Source organism: Bifidobacterium sp. W8114 (assembly GCF_016101165.1).
Taxonomy (GTDB): Bacteria; Actinomycetota; Actinomycetes; order Actinomycetales; family Bifidobacteriaceae; genus Bombiscardovia; species Bombiscardovia asteroides.
On sequence record NZ_JACFRA010000008.1, the window covers coordinates 13,939 to 36,628 of the forward strand.

At 65.1% G+C, this 22,690-nt stretch carries 22 protein-coding genes; 11 read left to right on the top strand and 11 right to left on the bottom strand.

What is annotated here, in order from left to right; all coding sequences use genetic code 11:
• Nucleotides 1-26: 26 nt before the first annotated feature.
• Both H3T89_RS08365 and H3T89_RS08370 read right to left on the bottom strand, forming a co-directional pair.
• A complete protein-coding gene (locus tag H3T89_RS08365) occupies nt 27-1,172 on the bottom strand; it encodes a hypothetical protein (RefSeq protein ID WP_198216819.1) in 1,146 nt (381 codons plus the stop codon).
• Between the two features lie 63 nt (nt 1,173-1,235).
• Nucleotides 1,236-1,637 (bottom strand): hypothetical protein, encoded by a 402-nt coding sequence (locus tag H3T89_RS08370; protein WP_198216820.1) that lies wholly within the window; start codon nt 1,635-1,637, stop codon nt 1,236-1,238.
• Nucleotides 1,638-1,792: 155 nt separating this feature from the next.
• On the opposite strand from H3T89_RS08370, the gene H3T89_RS08375 reads away from it, so the two are divergent.
• The 11 genes from H3T89_RS08375 (at nt 1,793) to H3T89_RS08425 (ending at nt 12,902) form a co-directional block, all read left to right on the top strand.
• Nucleotides 1,793-1,966, top strand: a complete 174-nt coding sequence (locus tag H3T89_RS08375) for a helix-turn-helix domain-containing protein (protein WP_198216821.1) — start codon at nt 1,793-1,795, stop codon at nt 1,964-1,966.
• A gap of 64 nt (nt 1,967-2,030) precedes the next feature.
• Nucleotides 2,031-2,456 carry a DUF805 domain-containing protein gene (locus H3T89_RS08380; RefSeq protein ID WP_198216822.1) on the top strand — a complete coding sequence of 142 codons (426 nt, stop codon included), beginning with the start codon at nt 2,031-2,033 and terminating at the stop codon, nt 2,454-2,456.
• Between the two features lie 36 nt (nt 2,457-2,492).
• Nucleotides 2,493-3,581, top strand: a complete 1,089-nt coding sequence (locus H3T89_RS08385; RefSeq protein WP_198216823.1) for a hypothetical protein — start codon at nt 2,493-2,495, stop codon at nt 3,579-3,581.
• A complete protein-coding gene (locus tag H3T89_RS08390; RefSeq protein WP_198216824.1) occupies nt 3,581-4,243 on the top strand; it encodes a hypothetical protein in 663 nt (220 codons plus the stop codon). Before H3T89_RS08385 ends, H3T89_RS08390 begins: the two co-directional genes overlap by 1 nt.
• 93 nt (nt 4,244-4,336) lie before the next feature.
• Nucleotides 4,337-4,735 carry a hypothetical protein gene (locus H3T89_RS08395; protein ID WP_198216825.1) on the top strand — a complete coding sequence of 133 codons (399 nt, stop codon included), beginning with the start codon at nt 4,337-4,339 and terminating at the stop codon, nt 4,733-4,735.
• Between the two features lie 47 nt (nt 4,736-4,782).
• Complete coding sequence (locus H3T89_RS08400) at nt 4,783-6,300, top strand: hypothetical protein (RefSeq protein WP_198216826.1); 1,518 nt, start codon at nt 4,783-4,785, stop codon at nt 6,298-6,300.
• Between the two features lie 97 nt (nt 6,301-6,397).
• Complete coding sequence (locus H3T89_RS08405) at nt 6,398-7,852, top strand: SCO6880 family protein (protein ID WP_198216827.1); 1,455 nt, start codon at nt 6,398-6,400, stop codon at nt 7,850-7,852.
• Nucleotides 7,849-9,423 carry an ATP-binding protein gene (locus H3T89_RS08410; protein WP_198216828.1) on the top strand — a complete coding sequence of 525 codons (1,575 nt, stop codon included), beginning with the start codon at nt 7,849-7,851 and terminating at the stop codon, nt 9,421-9,423. Before H3T89_RS08405 ends, H3T89_RS08410 begins: the two co-directional genes overlap by 4 nt.
• Nucleotides 9,424-9,433: 10 nt before the next feature.
• Nucleotides 9,434-11,356 (top strand): type IV secretory system conjugative DNA transfer family protein, encoded by a 1,923-nt coding sequence (locus tag H3T89_RS08415; RefSeq protein ID WP_198216829.1) that lies wholly within the window; start codon nt 9,434-9,436, stop codon nt 11,354-11,356.
• The gene (locus H3T89_RS08420) at nt 11,353-12,153 is read left to right on the top strand and encodes a hypothetical protein (RefSeq protein ID WP_198216830.1); all 801 of its coding nucleotides are present in this window, start codon (nt 11,353-11,355) and stop codon (nt 12,151-12,153) included. The genes H3T89_RS08415 and H3T89_RS08420 overlap by 4 nt, the downstream gene beginning before the upstream one ends.
• 17 nt (nt 12,154-12,170) lie before the next feature.
• A complete protein-coding gene (locus tag H3T89_RS08425) occupies nt 12,171-12,902 on the top strand; it encodes a hypothetical protein (RefSeq protein WP_198216831.1) in 732 nt (243 codons plus the stop codon).
• Here H3T89_RS08425 and mobF read toward each other — a convergent pair.
• The 9 genes from mobF to H3T89_RS08470 form a co-directional block, all read right to left on the bottom strand.
• On the bottom strand, nt 12,785-17,131 hold the full coding sequence (mobF, locus tag H3T89_RS08430; RefSeq protein ID WP_198216832.1) for a MobF family relaxase: 4,347 nt from the start codon (nt 17,129-17,131) through the stop codon (nt 12,785-12,787). The genes H3T89_RS08425 and mobF overlap by 118 nt on opposite strands.
• 1 nt (nt 17,132) lies before the next feature.
• The gene (locus H3T89_RS08435) at nt 17,133-17,525 is read right to left on the bottom strand and encodes a hypothetical protein (RefSeq protein WP_198216833.1); all 393 of its coding nucleotides are present in this window, start codon (nt 17,523-17,525) and stop codon (nt 17,133-17,135) included.
• On the bottom strand, nt 17,506-18,267 hold the full coding sequence (locus H3T89_RS08440; protein WP_198216834.1) for a hypothetical protein: 762 nt from the start codon (nt 18,265-18,267) through the stop codon (nt 17,506-17,508). The genes H3T89_RS08435 and H3T89_RS08440 overlap by 20 nt, the downstream gene beginning before the upstream one ends.
• 665 nt (nt 18,268-18,932) lie before the next feature.
• Nucleotides 18,933-19,358, bottom strand: coding sequence for a hypothetical protein (locus tag H3T89_RS08445; protein ID WP_198216835.1), 426 nt, complete (start codon nt 19,356-19,358; stop codon nt 18,933-18,935).
• Between the two features lie 353 nt (nt 19,359-19,711).
• Nucleotides 19,712-19,927, bottom strand: coding sequence for a helix-turn-helix transcriptional regulator (locus H3T89_RS08450; RefSeq protein ID WP_198216836.1), 216 nt, complete (start codon nt 19,925-19,927; stop codon nt 19,712-19,714).
• 144 nt (nt 19,928-20,071) lie between these two features.
• The gene (locus H3T89_RS08455; RefSeq protein WP_198216837.1) at nt 20,072-20,410 is read right to left on the bottom strand and encodes a hypothetical protein; all 339 of its coding nucleotides are present in this window, start codon (nt 20,408-20,410) and stop codon (nt 20,072-20,074) included.
• 16 nt (nt 20,411-20,426) lie between these two features.
• Nucleotides 20,427-20,693, bottom strand: a complete 267-nt coding sequence (locus H3T89_RS08460; RefSeq protein WP_198216838.1) for a hypothetical protein — start codon at nt 20,691-20,693, stop codon at nt 20,427-20,429.
• An 82-nt stretch (nt 20,694-20,775) separates the two neighbouring features.
• A complete protein-coding gene (locus tag H3T89_RS08465) occupies nt 20,776-21,333 on the bottom strand; it encodes a hypothetical protein (RefSeq protein WP_198216839.1) in 558 nt (185 codons plus the stop codon).
• 492 nt (nt 21,334-21,825) lie between these two features.
• Nucleotides 21,826-22,632 carry a hypothetical protein gene (locus H3T89_RS08470; protein WP_198216840.1) on the bottom strand — a complete coding sequence of 269 codons (807 nt, stop codon included), beginning with the start codon at nt 22,630-22,632 and terminating at the stop codon, nt 21,826-21,828.
• Nucleotides 22,633-22,690 lie beyond the last annotated feature (58 nt).

Sequence of the window (22,690 nt, forward strand, 5' to 3'; positions counted from 1 at the left end):
TTCGTAGGCGGTTGGGCGGCATGGCATTACAGATGGTCGGGCAGCGTGTTGTCGTCGCTGGTGGCCGGCGGCACGCTCCAGCCGCCTTGCGGCGCGGATGGGGCTGCCGGTCGGCTGGTCTGCGGGGATGCTGGTCTGCCGCCCGCACCTGCCGAATGCCGTGCTGGCGCGCGGCCGCTGCCATAGGAGGGTGCCTGCTGGGTCGCCGGCCGTTGCACGGCCTGCGCCTGGGCCTGCGCCGCTTGTTCGGCGGCCTGCTGGTCGGCCTGGCTCTTGGCCTGCACGGAGGCGTTCACCCGGTCGATGGCCGCCTGCAACGCATTCGCCGCATCCTGGTAGGCCTTCGCCTTATCCCCCTTGACCCGGCCGGCCTGGTCGATGGCCTGCTGCAGGCCGTCACGGGTCGCGTTGTCGGCCACCTTCCCGTCAGAATCGGACAGCAGCTTCGACGCCTCGTCCTTCTTCCCGCCCAGGGCCGCCTTCGCATCATCCAGGACCTTCGCATCCCGGGAGGCAAACACCGCCGTCGCGCCGGCTGCCATCCTGCCGTTGAGTCTGGTGCGGCTTGCTGCGGCCTCGCGCATTTTGTCGGCAATGCCGTTCAGAGCATCTTTTCCGTCGCCGGACTTGCAGGCGAGCAGCGGAGCCGGGCCCTTGTCCTTGCTGGCAAGGGCGTGCAGGTTCTGCACGGTCTTCGGGTTCTTCACTTGTCCGGCTTCTATGGACAGCGCGGCCTGGTAGGCCTTGGCGTATGGGGTCCGGTATGCCGATTCGACGTCCTGTCTGGCCTGGTTGCAGGATTCGATGGCGGAATGGTAGGCTCTCCGGCTCATGTAGGAGTGTGCGCCGCACGCCGTGAATGCGGCGGCTGCGGCTGCAAGAAGGATGCAGCAGGTGACGGCGGCCGGCTTGGCCCAGCTCTGCGTTCGGATGCCCCCGGCGTCCGCTTCGGCTTGTTCGATGGGCTCTGCGGCCCTGTCCTGCTTGGCTATTCTCGGCAGGGGGCGAGTGGGCGCATCGTCCAGGTCCGGCGACTGCCGAACGGCAGGCCGGTTTCTGGTCTTCGCGTCCGCTGGCTCTGGTGCCGCAGCCTTCCGCGGAAGGGGCACCGGCGAGGATGTGCCGAGGATCGCCGCCTGTATGCGGCGCAACGCCTCTTGCCTGTTTGTCATCCGCGGGTACTCCGTCCAGCTGTCGTCCCAGCCTTCCGGCGCGCTCATAGCTTGGCTCCGGTCTCAGGCCTTGCGGTATGCCTTGATGGCCCGCTCGATCCAGTCCTGCGCCTGCTCCTGGGTGAGCCCTTCGGGCAGGGAGGACATGGGGATGCGCACGAATTCGTGTTCGTTGTCCTTCGCGTGAGGACGTTCCAGGACGTGCTCGATGCCTTTGCGGTCAAGTCTGACTCCCTCCAGCTGGGCCTTGATGAGCCGGCGCGCGTGACGCGAGCCTATTTTTCTGTCCGGGTTCTGGTCCAGCCATCGCGCCACCCGCCGCTGTGTGCCTGGAGAGAGGCCGACGAGCGTGTTGGCGGCCGGAAGGTTTATGCGCCCGGCCACGAAAGCGTCTTGCAGGGTCGCATCCAGGTTTTCGAGACGGGAGAATCTCGGATCCGCTTGTTTCTTTCCATTGGCAGCCATTGCAGTAGATTCTACAGCCCGGTCCAAATGCGGAAGAAAAAACGATTATAACCCAAGTATATCAATGATAATATAAAAATTTGTATGAAAATAGGTATAAAATGGCGGAAATAATAGGAAAACCCGATTTAAAAAAGACTATAAGCGTTCACAGGGTGGATTCCTTGAGAAGGGCTCTGAATCTGACCGAGCAGGAGCTGGGCGACATCATGGGCATCTCTGGGTCGTCGGTGAGCCGTCGACTGCGTGGCGCGGTCCCGTTCAGCAGGGAGGAGCTGCGCAGGTTCGCCGCGCAGGCGCATACCGAGGAGGGATGGTTCGATGCGTAGAGGGCATGCCTTGGCCCGTGGTCGGGCATTCCGGCCGTATCTGCCGGAGTGGCTCGGCATGACCGTGCGGGCGTGGGCTCCGGTGCGCGGGTCGGGGATCCTGATGGCCCGCCGCCGCTTCTGGCCCGTGGTGGCCGTGCTGGTGCTGATAGGCCTGCCGGTCAACATTGCTTGCATGTTCTGCGGTTCCATGGCAGGCGAGTGGGTGCTTGGCGCATGGACTCTGGCCGTGGGGGTCCTGCTGGTCGTCGCGGCCATGCGCCGCGCCAGTGATGCCGGCCTCAGGCGGATCTTCATGGCGTGCCTGCTGGCGCCGCTGGCCGTGTCGGCGTGCCTGTGCCTGCTGGTGCCGCTGGTGTGCCTGGACGGCAATCAGTCCGACACGGCCGCAGCCGCCGTCACCAGCCTGTCCTCCTACCTGTACTTCGGTCTTCCTCTGGTTTTCGGTGGGTGCCTGCCCTCCAGGCGCAGCAGGGTGGTGCGGCTGTGAGCTGGACGCGGATGAGCGCGGGGAGGCGGGGCGCGCATGGGCGGGACTAAGTCGCACCGCGTGGCTGCGGTCATCGTGTCGGTCTTCGTGATGCTGTCGCTGTTCCTGGTGGTGCCCCTGTTCGGAACGGCGGTCACTGCCGCTGCCTGCGAGAACGGCGCGGACGGAGGAGAGGAATCCTCCTCGAAGGCGGCCGGGCCAGTGGACAATTCTTCATACAAGGCGCCCGAGCATTCGGACGATCCCGTGGCGGAGAAAATGGCCTCGTTCATGGAGGGCATCGCACTGGACGACTCCCACGGATACTCGCAGCCCCGCCGCATGGGCGACCCCGATTTCGATTGCAGTTCGGCCGTGTTCAGCAGCGGCCAGGCCGCCGGCCTGCCCCTGTCCGGATACCCGTTCACCACCTGGAACGAAGGGCCGGCCCTGCAGCGGGTCGGATTCCAGCACTTCACCTGGAGCGGGAACTACCGGGACGCGAAGGCCAGGCTGAAGCGGGGCGACGTGGTGGTCAACCCGCAGCAGCATACGGAGATCTACGTCGGCGGAGGCCTGTTCGCAGGGGCGCGGCATGCGTACCCCTCCGGCGTGGACGACGGGCATCCGGGCGACCAGGGCAAGGGCGACAAGCAGGAGATCATCATCAGCGGGTATCTGAGCCCCGGACTGACCGATGTGTACCGGCATGATCCGTCCTCGCATGTCACTTCCTCCGGCGATGTCACGACTCCCGGCGCGGCGGCTCCCGCCGTCTGCAGGCCGGAGGATCAGCCGGATGCGGGCGATGCGGGCGACGGCGTGAATGCGTCCGCAGGCCAGGCCAAGGCCATCGCCAAGCGGATGATCCCCGGCTATTTCCCGGGGGCTGACACGGAGAAGGAATACGGGTGCCTGGTGAGCATGTGGACCAGGGAGTCCGGATGGAGGATCCATGCGGAGAACGCCTCGTCGGGGGCGTACGGGATCCCGCAGGCGCTTCCCGGCAGCAAGATGGCGTCCGCCGGCCCCGACTGGAAGGACAACGCCACTACGCAGGTCAAATGGGGCCTGCAGTACATCAGGGCCCGGTATTCGACGCCGTGCGGCGCCTGGTCACGCTGGCAGGCAAAGGGATGGTACTGATGATTGCGTTAGCGGATGCCACGATCAACCCGAAGCTCGACGACTCGTGGATGCCGGACGGGCTTCCGGGCGTGGTCTCTTCCGTCTTGGGGACGGTCCTGATTGCGCTGACGATCCTGTTCATCGTGTTCGTCCTGGTGTTTGCCGCCAACAAGGTGTTCCCGTCGATGCGTTCCTCCTGGTCGTCGGATGGGCTCTACAGGATCTTGGGGGTCATCCTGGTGGCCATGCTGACGGTGGGCGTAGGGCCTGGCATCTATTGGGCGGACCACCATGTGGATCCGTTCCCTGGAGGGGTCAGCGCATCGTCCAGCAGCTGGGAAGCCGTGAGGATCGATCCGAGCATGGTCGAAAAATACGGCGTTGACGGCGCCACGGCGATAGCCAACGCCGGGAACGACTTTCACAATGCCGGCAGGAAGCTGGGCGAGGCCGGCAGGAAGCTTTCCAAGGGCAACGTGCCCGGGGCCATAGGCTCGGCCGCCTCCTCTGGAAGCTCCGTGATTTCGGGCCTCGTCAATGGTGCCCATGCGGTGGTCTCCAGCGTCAGGCACAGGGGCATCGCGCAAACCGTGTCCGACGGATGGAAGGTCCTGAAGAACAAGGCCGGTCAGGTCGGATCCTCCATCGCCTCATGGCTCAGGGATAGGAGGCGCCGGTGAAGTACCCGTGACAGGTTTCCGGCCTGCCCGTCAGCGCGGCCGGAGAGCCGACCTACAGCAACAATCAACCAATCAGCCAAGGAGTAGCAACAAATGCGTGTTCCATTCATCGTAACGGCCGGGGCCCCGCCCCTGCCCTCCGCAGCAAGCCTGCTGAAGCTGGCCGAAAGCGACAGCCCGCTGCACGACGTCAAGCCCAAGTACGACTTCCCCTTCAACCTGACCCTGCTGAAATGGCTGGCCAACATCCAGGGCACGGCACTGGTGGTTCTGGCCATCCTTTTCATCCTCGCGGCCGTGCTTGCCATAGTAGGCAAGTTCTCAGTCCACTCTCCCGTAATGCGCAACATCGGTATCGGCTTGCTGCTGGTGATCGTGGTTCTGGCCATACTGGTCGCGAATGCACCCAGAATCATCGAATGGGCCGGACAGCAGGACGTCCTGGAAGCGACCACGTCCATGGGCTCCATGCTAGTGTCCGGCCTGCTGTGACGGCCGGCTTAAGCGGCTGAGGGCATGAGCGAGGAAGGAGGCAGGCATTGGGTCCGTTGATTTCCGCGGCTATCAACGCCCTGCTCGACTGGATGATCGACGGGGCGGTGAAGGCCTGGGAGACGGCTTGCAAGTTCGCCCTGCAGGCTGGCTCCATGGACGACAACCAATGGCAGGTCGTGTCCGAGACCGTGGGCAAGGTGTCCATGCCTATGCTGCTGCTTACGGTGATCTTCGCGGCGATCGCCATGATCAGAGAGCTGATAGCCGGCAACATCGGCAATGTGTGGATTGTCTTCTTCCGGTCCGTCCTGGCCTGGCCGCTCACCCTGTTCTCCATCTGGATCGCGGTGATGACGTGCAATCTTGCCACGTCCATGACTGGCAAGATACTGCACGTCGACATGACCGGAGGCAGCGGGGTGATCTCGCTGCCGACGGTCGACAAGCCCAACCTGTCCTCCCTGATGACGCTCATGGGCGGCCTGCTCATGCTGTTCATGATCCTGCTGATGATCGTAGGGGCCTGCTCGATCATCCTGTGCATGGCGGCGAGGACGTTCATGCTTATCGTCATCCTGTCCTTTGCCGGGGTTGCGTTCATGTACCTGAACGACGCCAGCAACAAGATCGCTCGCCGGTACCTCAAGTACGTCATCGGCATCATCCTGTACCAGCCGTTGTGCGCGGTGTTCATCAACATAACCGGCAGGCTCATGTCCCTTGACGGCATGAGCAATCCCATCAGCTTCTTCACGGGCGTTGTGGGGATGATCCTGGCATCGGTCATGCCATGGGTGCTTGTCTCAATGGTGGCCAAGGCCGGCATCCCCGTCTCGGAAGGGACCAAGGGCGTCGCCTCGGCAGGCGCCAAGACCGTGGGCGCTGCCGAGAGTGCGGTCAAGGCTGCGGTCAAGGTGGCTGTGCAGGCTCTGCTGCACGGCGGCGGCGCTGTCGGCAAAGGCGGCGCGGCTGCGGGAGGCGGCGCCGGTTCAGCATCGAAGATCAGGGGACCCGCAGGCGCTGGAGGGTCATCCTCGGCAGCCCCCGCAGGGATCGGCGCGAAGCAGCAGCATCAGCCCGAGACTGCATACGGGGCAGCCGGGCCACAGCCGTCGGAAGGGGACGACAGCCGGCGGCAGCATACCGGCCCGGCAGCATCCCGGTCTTCCGGAAAGGGCGCTGCCGGAGGCGGCGTTCTCCCTGCCAAGGACCATGCTCCATCCCAGGGCGGCGACGAGGAAGAATCCGATAAGAAGGGGACCTCTTCAAGCAAGGCCCCGCGTCCGAAGTCCCAGCAGTCTCCGCTGCCTCGGCCCAAAGGCCAGGACGCTGCGCCCGATCCCGATACGGATTCCGGTACGGTTCAGCCTCCAGCCCCGGCGATGGGGCCGCGCACGGACTCGAACGCTGGCTCAGCGCCTGCCGCACCCCCCGCCCCAGGTTCGCCTCCCGTTCCGGCTCCCGCGGACGGCGGCGGATCATCGGGCGGCAGCTCAGCAAGCAGGAATGCCGGTGAGGGAAGCTATGGGCGACTGGCGGGACCGAACCACAACGGCGGGTAGCTGCGCATTGGACAAGACTTCAGACAGCCAGATAAGCAGGCGGGGCTTCCGCCCCGTCCGTGAACCATGAAGCGATATTGAAGACGGAAGAGGGGAAATGAGCGACGACAACAAAGGGGCTGAGCCTTACAGCGCGGCTTTCGCGCCTATGGTGCGGCAGAAGCTCCTATGGCATTGGGCGAAGCATCAGGTGGTGGTGGCGGCCGTATGCCTGGCAATCATCATGTTCAATGTCTCCTTGGCGCGCGTGGACATGTTCGCGCCGGTGAACCTCGTATGCCTGGCCTTGCTGGGCGTGGACCTGCCCATTGTGAAACGCATGAGCCTGTGGCAGCTTGCCGCTCTGCAGGCGGGATTCCTGCTGAGGCGGGCCACGGGGGCGAGCCGGTCGACCATCAGCCCCATCACTGCCGGCGATACTGTGGCCCTGCTTGACGTGCCCGGCCCGGAGGGGAAGATCGTCAAGCCGTACGAGCTCGTCAACGCGGGCGAGATGAACGGATCCTGCTGGATATGGGATGCGGAAAGCTGCGAGGCCACCAGCATAATCAGATTCCGTTCGGCAGGCTCGGAGCTGGCCAAGAACACGGTGAAGAACAGCCATGCTGAATCCTTCTCGATGGCCTTGCACTCCCTGGTGGATCATCCCGAGGTCGAAAGGGTCACCTTCCAGACCAGGTCACTGATAAGGCCAACCGACGTGACTGCTCCGGCCGGTGGAGGCTCGGAGGCGGAACGAGATGTGCGGGCTTTGGAGACGGGTGCCCTGCGGACGGCCATGTACCACGACTACACGGTGACGGTCACTATCTCGCCCGCGAAGCGGCTGGGCCGACGGCCAACCGTTCAGGACACCGGCGATGCGCTGTTCGACGTGACCAGCAGGTTCATCGACATGCTTTCACCCATCGTCGGCCAGGCGGGGCCTTTCAGGTGGCTTGATGCCCAGCAGGTGCGGGGCGACATGAAGTGCCTCACCGACCCGGATGCGTATACGCTCCTCGATAAGGACGGCAGGCTCGATGATGACCAGCCGGTTTGGACCTCCTATGAGGAGTTCGCCGACTACATCAGGGTCGGCTCGACTTATGCCAGGACGTACTGGATCGACCGCTGGCCGGAAGCCGAAAGCCCGGTCATCGCGGACTGGCTCGCCCAGATGGGCAGCTCTCCCGACACCCGCATGATCTTCACCCAGGCCTTCCACGCCCGCGATCAGAAGGAGGCAAAGACGGCTCTTGACATGGCCAGCAACGAAACCGGCGTCATGGACAGGTTCAACCAGATGCTGAACCGGCAGCCCGATACGCAGACTCTCGACGAGGCCCGCCTCATGGAGCGGCGCAAGCAGGAGAATACGAAGGAGCACGGGGATGTCGAATTCCAGGGGTTCGTCACCGTGCTCGCCAATTCACAGGACGACCTGGATCAGGCCTGCCAGAACCTGCATGCCCGAACGGGCGGGTATGCGATGCACCTGGACAAGCAGATCAACCAGCAGCTGGCCCGCTGGGTGGGCGCGCTGCCGCTGGGCATGGAGGGGCGCAGATGATCCGCGGGAGGAAAGGGAAGCCGCTGAACAGCGGTACCTATGGGTGCGTGCCCGTCAGGCCCATCCTCCCGGTGAGGACCTTGGCCGGCATCGATGCCGAAGGCGTAGTCGGCAGCGCAGGCATCACGACCCGATCGGGACGGCGCCTGCACAGGAAGGCGCTGCGCGCGGCGGAGCGCGAACGGATTTCATGGGATTCCGAGCTCGGGGAAAAGGGGCCCAGGCCTGCCGGCAATACGGAGGGCGGGGAGCGGCTGCCCATGACGACGTCCGCCACCCTGGGCCTGACGCGGTACTCCCCGAGGATCCCCTGGCACATGGCCAGCGTATCCGAGTCGGGCATGCTCAGCCCCCTGGGTGTCTCCGGCTGGTCGAGGCTTGACGGCCCAATCATAGGGCACAGCGTCATCAACGGAAACGTGTGGAGGTTCGACGCCTGGTCCCCGTACCGGTTTGACGGAACAAGCGTGAACGGCTGGATCATCGGCACCATGGGCTCGGGGAAGTCCACGCTGCTGAAGGCCTTCACCACGCGGGAGACCACACCGCCCTGGAACCGGCAGATACTCATAGAGGGAGACCCCAAGGGAGAATGGGCGGCCGTGGCCCTGGCCAACGGCGGGCAGGTGGTCGAAGTGGGCAACGGCAGGTACCTCAACCCGCTGGACGTTGCGGAGAAGCCGGCAGCCGTGACGGACGAGGACTGGGAGAGCACGGTCTTCGGCCTGCGCGTGGGGGCCTTGGAGTCCATAGCCTCCGTGCTCAGAAAGGGCCGTGTCTTCGACCCGGCAGAGCGGGCCGTGGTCTCGGCGGCGTTGGAGGAGCTGCAGCGCAGGACGGCCGTGCCGACGGTGGCCGGGCTGACGGATCTGCTGGACAGCGAGTGGAAACGGCGTGTGACCGTCAGAGGGATGCAGCGCAGCCAGGTGGAGAGGACGGCCAGCAACCTGACCATCATCTACAACACCCTTGTCGAAGGCGATCTGAAAGGCGGGTTCGAAAAGGAGTCCACCGTGGACCTGGACCCTTCCGCCCCGATGATCGTGTTCAACACCGGAAGCGTGGGAAGCGGCGAGGATCTGCGCAAGCGGCTCTACAACGCCTGCATGAACTCGGCCGTGGACCGGCTCTGCTACAGCCATGACGGCAGGTTCAGGATCATCGTCGCCGAGGAGGGCTACGAGCTCTTGCAGGATCCGGCGCTGGTGAAGGCATGGCAGAAGAGGATGCGCCTGTGCGGGGATCTCGGCACGTCAAGCTGGATGCTCATGCACGAGCTTCAGGACATCGAAAAATTCGCTCCGGAGGGGTCCGACCATCTCAAACAGATCAAGTCGATCCTCACCCTGTCGGGCGTTCAGATCATCTACAGCCAAAGCCCGGCCAGCCTGAAGGCCATGGGGTCGATCCTGGGAGACGACCTGTCGGAGACCGAGCTGCTGACAATAGAGGAGCTTCCGGCGCATTGGGGCCTGTGGCGGGTCGGCAAGCAGATAAGGGACATCATCCAGGCTGACATGGGCTTGGAGGCATTCCAGCTGTTCAGGACGGACGCGAATCGTGCGGGATAGGAGCAGGAATATGAACGGTAACGGCATTGCCCGCGGGGCCACCCGTCCCGACGACGGGCCTGGGTCGATGGACCGGAAGACGAGTGTCGTCGGCGTGTGGACGGGCTTCCTGGAGACGAAAGCAGGCCGCTGGGTCAAGGAGCGCACCGGATTCGTGGAGAATCTCGGCTCCGGCTCTCCCAAGGGCTCAAGGGCGCTGATCTTCTGGACGCTGGCCTTGCCTTCCCCCATAATGTTCCTGCTGCTCTTCGCTGCGCCAGGAGCAGCATTCACGGCGTATCTGCTGCTGGCCGCGGCCCTTGGGCTGCTGTTCATCATGTTCTGGCAGGCCTACAACGGCAGCGAGCAGCAGGACAGGGATGCGTTCGACACGAACCGGCATCTCATGGACCGGCGCGAAGCCGGATACCGGCTGAGCGGATGGTCGCTGTCCCGGAAAGCCGACAACGCCCTTCCCGCCACGAGGGCAGCGCTGGACGGGGACAAGCGCACCAGGGGGGAAAGCATTAGTCCGAGAAGGCTGGGCGTCCGCATAGGTGAATGCCATGGCAGGGATGCGTGGATCTCCACCGAGACGCCGCTGTATGTGCTTGCCTCCACCAGGACCGGCAAGACCACCAGCGTCATCATCCCGATAGTGATGGAGGCTCCAGGGCCGGTCATCACCACATCCTCCAGGATGGACGTGATAGAAGCGACCCTCGCCATGAGGCGCGACGGTTTCCGGACCAGCGGGCGCGAGGACTATGCAGGAGGATCCCCTCGGCATGAGCCGTCCGAAGTCTGGATATTCGACCCGACAGGCATATGCACGGATCCCGCCTACGCCCCCTATGCCATCAACTGGGACCCGGTGGCGGCCTGCATCGATGACCGAAAGGCGCTCAACCTGGCCAGCGCCATCGTCGGCACCGCCGATCTCAAGGGCGACAATGCGAACTGGGCGCACATCGCCACAACCATAGTGCGCAGCCTGCTGACGGCAGGGGCCGTAAGCGGCAAGGGGCTGGATGATGTCTACTTCTGGTCGCAGAGCATGGATGGCATCAACATCGCCGCGAACATTCTGAAGAATTCGCCGGACGCCGATCTGCGGAGCCTGGCGGCCCCCCTCCGGGCGCTGAGCGAGGACGACCAGCGCACGCGAAGCAACAAGATGCTCTCGGTGTCCACTTCCTTTGAGGCGCTGGGGATCAAGTCCATCCGGCAGTGGCTGCGCCCAAACCCCGGCAAGGAGCGGTTCGATATGAGAAGGTTCCTGTCCGGGCGGGGCACCGTGTACATGCTTTCTCCCCTGCGCAGCACCCAGGGCGAGGCGGCGGCGAACGAGGCTGTGTTCGCCAGCATGTTCCTGAGCGAGGCCAGGGACACAGCCAGGGAGATGGCTGCGGAGAGCGGGTTCGGCAAACTGGAGCCGCCGCTGTCGCTGGTCCTGGACGAAGTGGCCAACATCACCCCATGGGAGGGCCTGCCCCAGCTGTTCACCGCCGGGTCTGGCGACGGGATCTGGTCCGTGGCCGTGGTCCAGGCGCGCAATGCCGCCCGCGCCGCTTTCGGCGACGGCGAGGAGAAGCAGATGTGGGACAATTCGCAGAAGCTGATAGGCCCAGGACAGTCCACGTCTGAAGTCCTGCAGGGCATCAGCGACCTGGTAGGCGAGTACGACGAGAACCGCAGCGATCTGTCCTTCAACGGCTTCAGCGGTGCCGGTCTGCTCTCCAACCTCGGCATCCTGCCCAGGACGGAGCGCCGGAAGGCCCTCCCGGTGGATTCTGTGCGGAGGATCCCGATGGGCAGGTTCCTGCTTGTCTCGTCGAACGCCCGGCCGGCTGCAGTGACGACAGTGCCTTACTGGCGCAGGGGCTGGCATCGATGCAGCGACGAGGATGCTCGGTCGATCGGCCGCGGCCATGCAGAAAGCGTGTTGCGATGAACAAACGGGAAGCGCCCCGCTTCGGAATAGGCGCAGGACTTCATGAATTCGAACAGCAGCACAGGGTGCTGGCAGCATTGGCGTACACAGCTGGAGCCGCCATTCTTGTGGGCGTGCTGTTCCTGGTCGGGGTCATCCAGTTCCCGGGATCGTCCTCCTCCACGGAGGCACAGCCCGGTTCAAGCGCGCCAAGCACCGGCGCAGCGAAAACACGAAAGAAGCCGGTCCGCACAGAGTCGGCCCGGCCCAGCCGGCTGGCGGCGGGCGGCTGGAAGGAGCGGCCAGCAAGGAAAGCCAGGGAGCTGATGGGACGGATGACGGCCACGCTGGACACGCGCCTGGGCGTCAACGATGACACTCTGCGCACCGAGGTGGCCATCCAGGAGTGGGACAACGGATCCGCCTACTACAAGAGCGAACAGGCGTTCACGGATGCCGTCAAGCAGGCGGGGATCGACCTGCCCAGGGACGCAGCCGAAGCCGACGGGATGTGCAGCCGGCTTGAACGGCTCTACGGCATCTGGCAGGGCCAGGCCTGGGCGGCAGCGAACACGTCCCTCGACGACCAGATTAATCAGATGATGGCCTCGGCCGAGCTCGGCCGCTCCTACCTGAAACAGCATAGGGAGTATCCGGCCTCCTGCTCCTCGTACACGAAGCAGGACATCGCCACCGGCGGAGCCTCACAGGCGGACATCGAACGCAAGGTGGGGGCTATCAGGGCCTTCAACGAGGCCTTCAGCAGGTGCGCGGCCGACATGAGCCCGGAGCAGGCGTCGCGCATGCCGCAGCAGTGAACGGAGGGAGGCCGCTGATGAATGAGTCTGGTTCAGGGTCCCAACACCCGCAGGATCCCGGGCGGATGTGGAAGGCCGCCCAGTCGGCGGAGGATCTGGATATGTCAGCGCCGCCGTGGCGGTTCGACCAGAGGCAGAGGCATGTGCGCACTGCCGGCCAGGTGGCCGGCTTCGCAGAAATGCTCTGCCAGATCGACGAAAGGATGGATGGGGCGCTGCCAGCCTGCTGGATGCGCCACGGGTATCTGTTCGCCCTGATGGACGCTCTCAGAAGCGAGTACGTGTACGCCTACCTCGAAGCCCCCAACAAGAGCCCGAAGGATCCCCGCCATTCCTACATGCAGACCAGGTTCTGGATGGACGAGAACTCGATCCTGCAGATGGTCAAGGACTATGCCACAGCCAGGGCGCTGGGTAACCCGGACACGGACAAGCACGAGAGCAGCCAGTATTCGGAGAAGACCAGGAGCAGGCGCGAGAGCGAGAAGAGCCTGGGCATCGATGTCGCGGAATGCTTCCCCTGGGACGAGAACGGCCTGGCCGACCTGGCCGAGGCGTCCTGGCGGCCAGCTCGGCCAGGCGGCATGGGCGCCTGGGGCCAGGACGGTCTGGGCTTCGACGGCCGGCAGGATCAGGATATGCCTGGAGAGTCGATGCCCGGCTTTGAAAGTGGCGCAGGCCCGGAGGGCGGCGCATATGATTCGCCCTGGCTTGACGGGGACGACTTCTTCAGCCAGGATTCCGCCTGACGGCGGTGCTCGATGTCGAGCCCTTGAAGAATCGAACCGGCTCGGCCGGATCCGGCCGAGCCCTCCATCATCTCCTGCCATAGAGGCTTCATGCTCCCATCCTCGCCAAGGAATCGCATCCGTCCGCGCTCAGCTGGCGTCAGCGCCCTCCACACGCCCGTCAGATCGGCGCCTGGCCTGGCTTTCACGATGATTCTGGCTGGGGCGTCCGGGCGGATGTCCCTGATGCGGCGGATGGTCCCATTGACGTTGCGCGCATCCACGGGGATCCTGGTCTTCCCGGATGGCCCCCGGCCGCCGGTGTAGTCCAGGATGATGCCTCTTCCGGCTTTCACCGCCATCTCGGTGCCGTGCGCGATCCGCCGAGGGGGGTCCTGCCTGGCCGTCAGCGCATCCGGATCCAGCGGCCTGCGCCGGTAGTTGGCTATCTTGCGCCGGATGTCGCGCTGCCACCCGTCGGTGTCTCCGGATGCGCCGAACGGCCTTCTCGGGTCGGTGATGCGGTGCACGGCCCTGTATTCGATGATTTCGCCTGAGATCCTGGTGTATTCGCGGACCCGGGGTGAGCCGAGCGGCGGCTCGGGGCCGAGGGCTTCCTCCGACCAGAGGCCGTAGTCGCCGGCGAAGGCTTCGCTCAGGTCCGGCTTTGATCTGCTGAGCATCCAGCTGTTCTTGTAGAGCCTGCAGGTCTGGTTCATCAGGTCGATGACTCTGGCCTGATCCGGCGGCGCGCCCTTGTCGAGTATCAGGTGCGGCCGCGCTTCGCTGCGGTCGGCCGCGCCGGGCGAGAGCATGTTGGCGATGCCGATGGCTTCGCCGTGTTCGGAGGTTTTGGCTATGTGGTCGGCCTTGCGTGGGCCCAAGTCCTCCCTGGCCTGCGCGTAGGCGTCCAGCATGGTCCCGTACCCTGGGTCGTCTTTCAGCCTGGCCAGGTCGCCTTCGTCCAGGACGTCGCCGAGCTGACGCCCGGAGAGGATCCGCCGGTAGGCGTTCCATTCCGTCTGCAGCCTCTCCCCGGAGTAGCTGGCCTGCCTGTACTGGCGCGCCCATTCCGAGGCGAAGCGGCCCGTCTGCGTGTGCTCCATGACCTTGTGCAGGGTGAACATGGCCTGCTGATGCGGGGTGGGCAGCAGCTCCTCGGCCGTGTACCATTCCTTCCCCGGCTTCGGCCCGTTCTGCTCATCCCAGAACCTCCTGTGCTCGACCTTCTCGTAGCGGCTTTTGTTGCGCAGCTTCCAGGCGGCCAGCTCGTACGTGTCCTCGGCGCCGACCATCATCTCCTTGATGTCCTTGGTGGCCACGTACACGTCGTTGCCTTCGCGGCCCCGCGTCATGGCCACGTACAGCGTATTGGCGGAGGATATGCCCTCCTGGCCTTGGGGGATGTAGTAGTAGCCGCGGTCGACGGTCTTGCCCTGGCTTCTGTGCGGGGTGACGGCATAGCCGCCTATCACGTTGCGGTCCACGTAGCTGGCCGGCAGGATCACGCTGTCGCCTTCCCGGTCGGCGGGATGGCAGCGGATCGCCCCTCCGGAGGTTTCGTCGACGGTCCATAGATCGTTGTTGCGCACATATCCGCCCTGGCTGGTCCGGATGCGCCGGTCGTTGGTCCTGGTGCAGATGATGTCGCCTTTTCCGGCCGTGGACCCGTCCGATAGGATGATGCGGCGGCGCGGGTCGCTCTCCACGCTCCCTGATGCCTGGCGCTGGCGGCTGATCCGCTCGTTCATGTCCGAAATGCCTTCGTTGCTGCCTACGATCAGCAGTGAGCTGACGCCCGAATCGTAGTCGTTTGCCACCTTCCTGATCAGGCTTTCCTCGATGGCGTCGGCCTGGCCGGCATGGATGCGGCCTTCGGCATCATACGAGTGCAGGGCGTAGAAGTCCTTGGTGGTCTCGTCCTGGCTGCCGGATCGCAGAAGCCTGCTGAGCGAGGCCTCGTTCTCGTTCTTGAAGCGCCAGATGCTTTCCAGCTTGCAGGCCATGTTCTTCTGTTGGGCGACCCAGGCGAACGCCCCGGCGCCCCCGCCTACCGTGTTGAGCTGCTTGTCGTCGCCTACAAGGATCATCTTCGCATGCCTGATGTCGCAGAGTTCGGACAGCTGCTGCAGGTCGAACGTATTGGCCATGCCCGCCTCGTCGACGATCACGATGCCATTTTCGGGGATGGTGAGGTTCCTTTTCTCCGCCTGCAGGCCGGCCAGCCTCTGTCTGGCTCGTTCCCGCTGGCGGTATCGGCTGATCGTGTTCCTGGGGTTGAGCCTTATCAGGCTCTTCCAGTCCATTGCTCCCAGGCTCCGGTATTCGGCCTCGGCTGCGCTGATCCGTTCGTCCAGGCGGCCGTGCCTGTCCTCGTACAGCAGCTTTGCCAGGGTGTCGGCGGGCACGCCGAGGCTTGCTCCGAGCTCCTGCGCGGCTACCGCCGTCGGCGCGAACGCCACGACCTGCCTTCCGCCGTTCCTGGCCGCCACGTCGGCCAGACAGCGCAGGGTCGTGGTTTTGCCGGTTCCTGCAGGTCCTGAAAGGGCGACGATCGTCTTCGTGCTGGACAGCAGGCCCACCACGGCTTTCTTCTGATCGGGGGCCAGAGGATGCTTGTACCTCCGCCTGTCGGATTGGGCTTCCTGAACGGCCTTTGCCAGCATGGACTCGTTCCACCCCGTGGGCGGCTTGTAGACGCCGGCCTTGGCGTGCATCTTGAATCTTTGCTCGGCCGCCAGCAGCTCCTTCGTCGCATACACGTGGCCTTCCGGATCGTCGGTGACTGCCCGATCCCTGTTGACGGCTATGCCGGTGTCCCGCAGCTGATCGTCGCTGAGCGAGTATTTGCCTGGGTCGATCAGGACAAGGTTCTTTTTCTCCTCCTCAACAAGCAGATCCGTCAGCTGGTCTCGCTGCCCCTCCTTCAGACGGATCCCTCTGGTGAGCCGTTCGGCTGCGGACCGGATCATGTTCTCGCTGATGGTGGTCGTGTTGTAGGCGGTCTCCTGGTGCATGGCGGTGAAGGGATCCTTGCGGCCGCCCAGTTCCCATTTGCTGTCCCGCTGCATGCTCTGCAATGCGGCGGTGTCGGCTATGGAGGAGCGCAGCAGTGTGGCCAGCCATGCGGCCGGCTCCTGCCGGGCTCCGGCTGCCTCCCCCTGCTCGATGATCCTGCGGGCCTGCTCCATGATGTGCGGCTGTTCCAGCAGGGCCTTGATGTCCATGTTCAGGCCGCCCCGCCCGATGGTGTCCTGCACGATGCGCTGTGGGTCGTAGCCGAGGGTGACCAGCTCCTCGTTCCATTCGTCCATCAGCTCATGCAGCGACTTGGGCTCCTTGGGCTTGGCTTTGCGCGACAGCCTCCAGGCTCGCTGGTGCAGCTTCTGGAGCATGGAAGGCGTGGGCTCGATGCCGTCGGCTCGCAGCTGATCCACCTCCTTGCTGAGCCGCTGGTTGATTTCGGCGTTGCGGCGGCTGAAGGCGTCTATCAGCTGGTCGTCGATGCCGGCCAGATCGTATACGCAGCTCTTCGTGCCGGGCATTTCGCGCTGCCGCCATTGCACGCCCAGGCTTTCGGTCATCTTGTCCATAAAGAGGTTGGTGTGCCGTTCGCTGATGGCGACTGCGGCCCTGTACAGCGCCTTGCCGTCAAGGGTCCCGGTGCTGCCGTCTGCTCGCTTGACGATGTTGGAGATGAGAACGTGGTCGTGCAGGTGCGGATCCCCGTCACGGCTGTCCCAATGGGTGAAGTCGGCGGCGATGATGCCTGCGGCATGACGCTTTACTATGCCGTCCTTGCCTGTCCTTGAATAGGCTTCACGGCTTTCGAACCAGTCGATGCTTTCCTTGACGGCCTCCTTGTGGCATCGCATGATGGTGCGGCGGACGTAGGGGTCGCCCGCCGCCCATAGGATATCCACGCTCTTGGGAAGGGTGAAGGTCAGGTCGTATCCGGCTACGGCTTCGCCGGCCTCGATGCTCTTGCGACCGATCCTGCTCAGGCTGCGGCCGGTGTCCGGGTCGCAGAGATTGTCGTAGACGCGGCTGATGTCGGGCTTGGTGGCGTTGAAGCCTGCCTGCCTGTGGATGACGTCGAGGCCCCTGCCCATCCACATGCCCGGAGGGGTCCCTGGGGTGTTGTAATAGCCGGCCATGCCTCCGCCGTGGTCGGTGGCCACGTCCTCCACCGTCTGCGTGTAGTACTTGGTGCTGGTGCCGGCCATGAGCTTGGTGAGGCTGGCGCCCATGTCAGATCACGGGTTCTGCTTGGCCGAGGAATCCGCCCTCCGGCATGGCGGACTGTTCCTGCTGGACGGACCCGGCGGGAGCGGCGGCCTGCCCTTGGGCGGGCTGCGGATCCCCGCTTCCTTCCGGGGCCTGCTCGTCGACTGATTTGCGGCATTGCGTGATGACGGCTGCAACGCCCCTGAACCCGTTGCGGCTGGCGGTGCCTTTGCTCCAGCTGTGCCGTTTCAGGATCTCCTGGTACAGACGCTCGTAATCCTGCGCGTCGCGGATCATCTGGCGCGCCTTCTGGCTGAGCTGGTCCCTCTCCTTGTCCAGGGCGCGCACCGCCGCCTTGCGCTCCTCCACCTGCTGGAGCAGTCTGGCTAGCACCGGGTCATTGTTGGCTGATGTCATGGTTCCTTGTCCTTTCCTTACCTTGTTCTTGGGCAAAACTTCGCAGAGCCATGCGCAGGGGCTCGGCCTCCGTGCCGTCCAGCGGCAGCTCGGTTCCGGTCTCCTGCATATGGTCGTCTTTCATGTCCTCAAGCGCCAGATATGCGGCGTATTGGGTGTACTGGTCCATGAGGTTCTTCAAGCGCGTCTGGTAGTCCTGGTCCAGGTCGCGGATCCATTCGACAGACCGATGCTGGGCTATGGCCTTGTCCCGTTGCTCGCGCCAGCGTTGCTTGATCTGCTCGACCTCCGCGCTTTGGCGTTCTATCGTTCCGCGGTTCTTGCTCGACCAGTCCTCCATGATCCGCAGGAAGGAGTCGTGCCGGTTCAGCATCCTCGCGGATGGGCTGCGCCTGTTGATGACCAGGACGCCGGCGCCCATGAGTTCGCTCAGGTCATCAGCCATTGTCTGGATGGTTCTCCGCAGCATGGAGTTTTCGCGGGAGATTCGCCGTCGTTCGGCGGACTCGTACTCAATGGTCTCCTCCTGACGGCTGACGGTGTTCCGGAGGATGCTGTTGTCGGCGTCTCTGTCGGCGGACCGGTTCAGGGCGTCCTTGTCCTTGTTTCGGTGGTAGCTGTTCCTGCACTGCGTCGAGCAGAACCGCTGGATGTTCCTTTTGCCTTTGGCCGGCAGATACGGCCTGCCGCACCACAGGCAACGGCCGACATAAAGGCCGTTCATCTCGCTTGTTTCGCGCATTGGCTCCCACACAGATTTCCGACTTAGCGCTTGTCCTTGCTGACGAATCTTATCAGATTCGCGCATCGTGCGCAGAATTTGGCGTTATTGCAACGATAACTCCGGATTTTCCGCATTTTAATGCAAGAGGTCCATCTCTTGATTTCTTTCATTTTGTGGCTTGCCTGGATGGGGTTTTCTGTCTGTGCTGGTTCGTGTGGGTCTGGGCTCTTGGGTGCACTCAAGGGTGTGGTGATGGATGGCTGTGTCGGGGATGGATTGTTTGCCGGTTGCTGGTTGCTGGTGGGTCTGGATTCTTGGGTGCACTTAGGTGTGGTGATGGATGGCTGTGTCGGGGATTGCTGTTTCGGGTCCTTTCGGGGCTGGTTGGGGGATGCTTGCTTCTGACGGCGGCAGTCGTTCCGGCGTGTACGCCGGGCTTGGTCTTTTTCCGCTGGCTCCGGCAGGCCTGGGTCGTGTGTGAGGCGGGCTGGGGCGGATAAGTGTTGTGGCAAGCGTTCCGGGGGGCGCGTTGTTTGCGCCCCCCGGAACGCGCGGCAGTTGATGATCGACCTGATTCAGGTCGCCGGGGTGCGGGGCGGGAGCCCTGCCGTCATTGGCGGGTGGGTATGCGGAGGCGCCCCCGTTCCGGCGGTTGGCCGGGGCGGGGGCGCCTGTGCTCGGAGTCAGTCCGCGATGTCGGCGAGGATGTTTGTGGGGCGTGGGTAGTAGGGGTTTGTGGCGTCCCTTTCGGCGACCTTGGCGGCGGGCCGTTCGTCGCCCCACACCAGATCCATCACGTTGTGCGTGGCGAAGAGCCGGCGGGCGGTTTCGGAGTTGTTCAGCGCGGCGCGGGCCGTGTCGGGTGTGCCGGCGAAGACGGCCTGCCAGATGTGGCCTCCGGCCAGGCGGCGGGCCTCTGCCCTGCTGACGGTTCTGCCGGCCTTGCGCATGGCGTGGATGCGCCTGCGCAGTTCGCGGACGGCGTCCAGGCGGGTCTGCTCTCTGACCGTGCAGTCGGCCGGGTGGGACAGGTAGGCGATGTCGCCCATGCTGAGGCTGGCGAGGTACTTGCTGCGGACGTTGCTGGCGTGTTTGGCGAAGATGCTCATTTCGGCTCCTAATGCTTGTGTTGCGTTCGGTCTGCTACGACCGGCGGCCTTTCCCTGGCCACACTTCTATATTACCACAGCTGTGGTAATTATCAAGCCGGACAGGACTTTCCCCCGGACTTTTTGCGCGGGGTCGCGCCGGACTGCAAACGGAACGACCGTATCGGCCCAGCCGCCCAGCTTCCTCCCCGGTGATATGTTTCGGACCCGGCGGGCGCACGACGATCCATCCTCCGCTCGGCCCGGGGACCCTCCCCTGCTCGGTCTGCCTCGAACCCTGGCGCGGCCGGCCAGGTGCATGGGTGCCGGGCCGGGTGCCGCCGGCTTATCTCCTTGAGGGGCCGGCGAGGGGCTCAGAGCAGGTCCTCGATGGTGCAGTCCAGCGCCCTGGCCAGCTTGAGGGCCGTGGACACGCTGCAGGAGAGGATTGACCGCCAGCCCGTCTCGAAATTGCTGATGGCCTGGTACCGGACTCCGGCGCGCTCGGCCAGCTGCTTCTGGGTGAGGCCGAGCGCAACGCGCCTGCGCGCCAGCTCGCTGCCCTCGGTCCTGTCATGCTGGGTGCCCATTGCGAATCTCCTTGTCTGTCGCGCCAGTCCCAGATTACCACGACTGTGGTAGTTGCCTTTCCGGGCGGGGCATCTATGATGGTGGGTGGCTCTAATGCTGAGGGTCGGGCGTGCTACCGCCCGGCCCTTTTTGTCGCCCCGCGCTCAGGCGAGGCTCATGCGGATCAGGGCCCCGGGCACGTCGGGGATGGCGTCCGCCGTCCACCCGTTCACGCCGGCCTGGCTCATGATGCGGGCGATGTCGGTGGCGTGGTAGGCGCCGAACTCGTAGATGACCCCGCAGCGGTTGACGGTGCGGCCGATGCGGGCCGGATCGTCGGCCACGCGCTGGTCCATCTGCTGGCAGAGGGCGCGCAGGGCGCGCATCTGCGCATGGTCGTCCTCATCGATCACGGTGCGCCGCCGGCGGGCGCTGACCTGCTCCCAGCCCAGTGAGTCGAGGCGGTCGTCGGATTTGCTGATTTCCACGGTGATGGTGTGCATGGGGTCCCTGGTCCTTTCAGATCTGGTAGGAGATGCGGCACAGGAGGGCGCACAGCCCGATGACGGCGATGCTTTCCACTCTGTCGGCGAAGAGTGCCCGGGGGGCCGGCCTGCTGAGCAGGTCGGCGTGCGGGCCGGCCCCGTTGGGGGCGCTACGGACGATTCTGCGTGCGGTTGTTTTCTTGTTCATGTCAAGCTCCTTTGTCTTGTCGGCTGGGTGGCCGTATGTGGTGTGGAGGGCGCTGGCACGCCCCGCGCCTGCCTGGCGCAGTACGATGGTCATGTCGGCTCCGTTGGATGCGGCTGGGTGGCCTTTCCGAATGCCCCGACGGTGGCCGCGCGCTGGCACGCGCGGCCTTTTTCGTTCATCGCATCCAGTCGGGCTGGGCTCCGGCGGGGCCGGTGGCTGCCGGCCGCTGCCGCTGGGCGGGGGCCTGGGCGCCTGGACGGGTCGCCGTGGGCCAGTATTCATTGCCCGCCTGCTGCTGGCTGTCGGCGGGGGCCTGCTGGGTCGCCGGGCTCTGCTTGCGTTCACGGGCCTGGGCGATGAAGCTCTGCCTGAGCGGGTCGGGGCACAGGCTTCGGCCGTCCACCCGGATGCGGGCGTGGGGCTGCTGGTCGTCCCGGCCTATCCAGGCGTCGGGTTCGTCGTCGAGGTAGCCGGTGCCGACTACGGGATCCTTTTCAACGAGCTTCTGGCTGGCGATGAGCTGGTGGATGGCCTGGGCGGTGCGCCCCCAGTAGACGACGGTGATGCTGTCGTAGTTCTCGGACTGCCGGCGGTTGCCCTGGGCGTCCTTCCAGCTGTGCCGGTCGTAGACCCTGATGGACAGCCTGGCCTTCCGGTCGCCGGCGGGCTCGCTGTATCTGACGTCGTTGAGGAAGCCGCTGAAGCTGATCAAGCCGCTGATGGTCGTTGCCATTTTGTGTACCTCTGTTTTCGTGTTCCGGGCCTTGGCCGCCCGGCGGGGAACCCTTCCCCTGACCACACTCACAATATTACCACAGCTGTGGTAATAGTCAAGTCGGAATCGGCTGAATTCCAACGTTTTTCCGGGGGCGGGGCGCGGGCTTGGGCGGCCTGCCGGAGTCGGCCCGGTCGCTTCTCCCCCTCCTCGATGACATGCTTCGGACTCGGCGCATGTGGGGGGCGGTCCGGCCTTGTGCGGTGCGTGGCGTGTGCTCGGCTCGGGCTGTTCCCCGGGGTCCGTGTGCGGATCGGGACGCGGCAGGCGCAGCCCTTGTGGCATGCTTGTCGGGCCGCAAGGGCGTAGCCCGGCGTGGCCCGGGACGCTCCGGCCCCGGGCCGGCTGTGAGTGGCCCCCTGCGGGGGCCGGGAGCAGTCGGCTTTCGCGCCCTCCTGCCCGGCCGGGTCCGGGGGCTGGGCGCGCGCCGGACTGGCAGGGCAGGGCTGGCTAGCGGATTCTGCTCCACGGGGAGGGGGCGCCGAAAGCGACAAGCTCGCGGACGAGGTCGGCGAGTCTGTTGCTGGGGTCGTCGTCCAGGGCGGTCAGGGCCTTTTCCTGGGCTTGCGCGTAGCGTTCAGCCAGCCAGTAGAGGGCGGCCTGGATGGCGTGGGGCTGGGCCTGCTGGGCCGGCCGGGCGGCGGCGATGCGGTCGAGCTGGCTGGCGGCATGGTCTATCCGGTCTGAGGGGACGGGCTGTGGCGGCCTGCTGAAGCTGTCGCCGAGCCGCATGCCTAGGGGGGATGCGGGGTCGGGGTTGGCCAGGTAGGCGTTGATGTCCTCTTCGGGCAGGCCGGGGTCGATGACGAGGTCGACGAGCATGTCGCGCTGGGTCAGGTTGGTCTGGATGGTGAGGCTGATTTGCTTCGCCTGGCCGGCGGTCAGGGGCTCGCTGGTGTCGAGGGCGTGCCGCCATGCGGCGAGGGCCTTGAGGTCGTCGGCCAGGCTTGGGTTGGTGTCGGTGTTGGTCATGTCTGCTCCTTGCTGTGTGTGGCGGGCTCCTCCCGCCTGACAACCTCCACCAGGCACGGGCTGAGCGGAGGGCGCGGCCCCCCGTGTGGACCGGGACTCGCCAGGCCGGAGGCCCGCATGGCATGCTGTTCGGCCATGCGGGCCGCAGGCCCGGCGAGGATCGGGACGCCCGGGGGCCGTGACCGGAGCGACCCATGCCATGCTGGAGGTGGTCAGGCGGGAGACGTCGACAAGCCCTGAGCCCGGGACGGGCGCAGGGCGACGGGAACCAGCCGGCCGGCCCATGGCCGGCGTCCGTCTCCCGTGCTCCGCCCGATCCTCTGCGGGCGGGGCGGCGGCGAGT

What these genes read in the sequence shown, in the direction of transcription:
- H3T89_RS08365 (WP_198216819.1), bottom strand. Translation starts at nt 1,172, where the DNA reads ATGACAAACAGGCAAGAGGCGTTGCGCCGCATACAGGCGGCGATCCTC.
- H3T89_RS08370 (WP_198216820.1), bottom strand. Translation starts at nt 1,637, where the DNA reads ATGGCTGCCAATGGAAAGAAACAAGCGGATCCGAGATTCTCCCGTCTC.
- H3T89_RS08385 (WP_198216823.1), top strand. Translation starts at nt 2,493, where the DNA reads ATGGGCGGGACTAAGTCGCACCGCGTGGCTGCGGTCATCGTGTCGGTC.
- H3T89_RS08390 (WP_198216824.1), top strand. Translation starts at nt 3,581, where the DNA reads ATGATTGCGTTAGCGGATGCCACGATCAACCCGAAGCTCGACGACTCG.
- H3T89_RS08395 (WP_198216825.1), top strand. Translation starts at nt 4,337, where the DNA reads ATGCGTGTTCCATTCATCGTAACGGCCGGGGCCCCGCCCCTGCCCTCC.
- H3T89_RS08405 (WP_198216827.1), top strand. Translation starts at nt 6,398, where the DNA reads ATGAGCGACGACAACAAAGGGGCTGAGCCTTACAGCGCGGCTTTCGCG.
- H3T89_RS08410 (WP_198216828.1), top strand. Translation starts at nt 7,849, where the DNA reads ATGATCCGCGGGAGGAAAGGGAAGCCGCTGAACAGCGGTACCTATGGG.
- H3T89_RS08415 (WP_198216829.1), top strand. Translation starts at nt 9,434, where the DNA reads ATGAACGGTAACGGCATTGCCCGCGGGGCCACCCGTCCCGACGACGGG.
- H3T89_RS08420 (WP_198216830.1), top strand. Translation starts at nt 11,353, where the DNA reads ATGAACAAACGGGAAGCGCCCCGCTTCGGAATAGGCGCAGGACTTCAT.
- H3T89_RS08425 (WP_198216831.1), top strand. Translation starts at nt 12,171, where the DNA reads ATGAATGAGTCTGGTTCAGGGTCCCAACACCCGCAGGATCCCGGGCGG.
- mobF (WP_198216832.1), bottom strand. Translation starts at nt 17,131, where the DNA reads ATGGGCGCCAGCCTCACCAAGCTCATGGCCGGCACCAGCACCAAGTAC.
- H3T89_RS08435 (WP_198216833.1), bottom strand. Translation starts at nt 17,525, where the DNA reads ATGACATCAGCCAACAATGACCCGGTGCTAGCCAGACTGCTCCAGCAG.
- H3T89_RS08440 (WP_198216834.1), bottom strand. Translation starts at nt 18,267, where the DNA reads ATGCGCGAAACAAGCGAGATGAACGGCCTTTATGTCGGCCGTTGCCTG.
- H3T89_RS08445 (WP_198216835.1), bottom strand. Translation starts at nt 19,358, where the DNA reads ATGAGCATCTTCGCCAAACACGCCAGCAACGTCCGCAGCAAGTACCTC.
- H3T89_RS08450 (WP_198216836.1), bottom strand. Translation starts at nt 19,927, where the DNA reads ATGGGCACCCAGCATGACAGGACCGAGGGCAGCGAGCTGGCGCGCAGG.
- H3T89_RS08455 (WP_198216837.1), bottom strand. Translation starts at nt 20,410, where the DNA reads ATGCACACCATCACCGTGGAAATCAGCAAATCCGACGACCGCCTCGAC.
- H3T89_RS08460 (WP_198216838.1), bottom strand. Translation starts at nt 20,693, where the DNA reads ATGACCATCGTACTGCGCCAGGCAGGCGCGGGGCGTGCCAGCGCCCTC.
- H3T89_RS08465 (WP_198216839.1), bottom strand. Translation starts at nt 21,333, where the DNA reads ATGGCAACGACCATCAGCGGCTTGATCAGCTTCAGCGGCTTCCTCAAC.
- H3T89_RS08470 (WP_198216840.1), bottom strand. Translation starts at nt 22,632, where the DNA reads ATGGGCCGGCCGGCTGGTTCCCGTCGCCCTGCGCCCGTCCCGGGCTCA.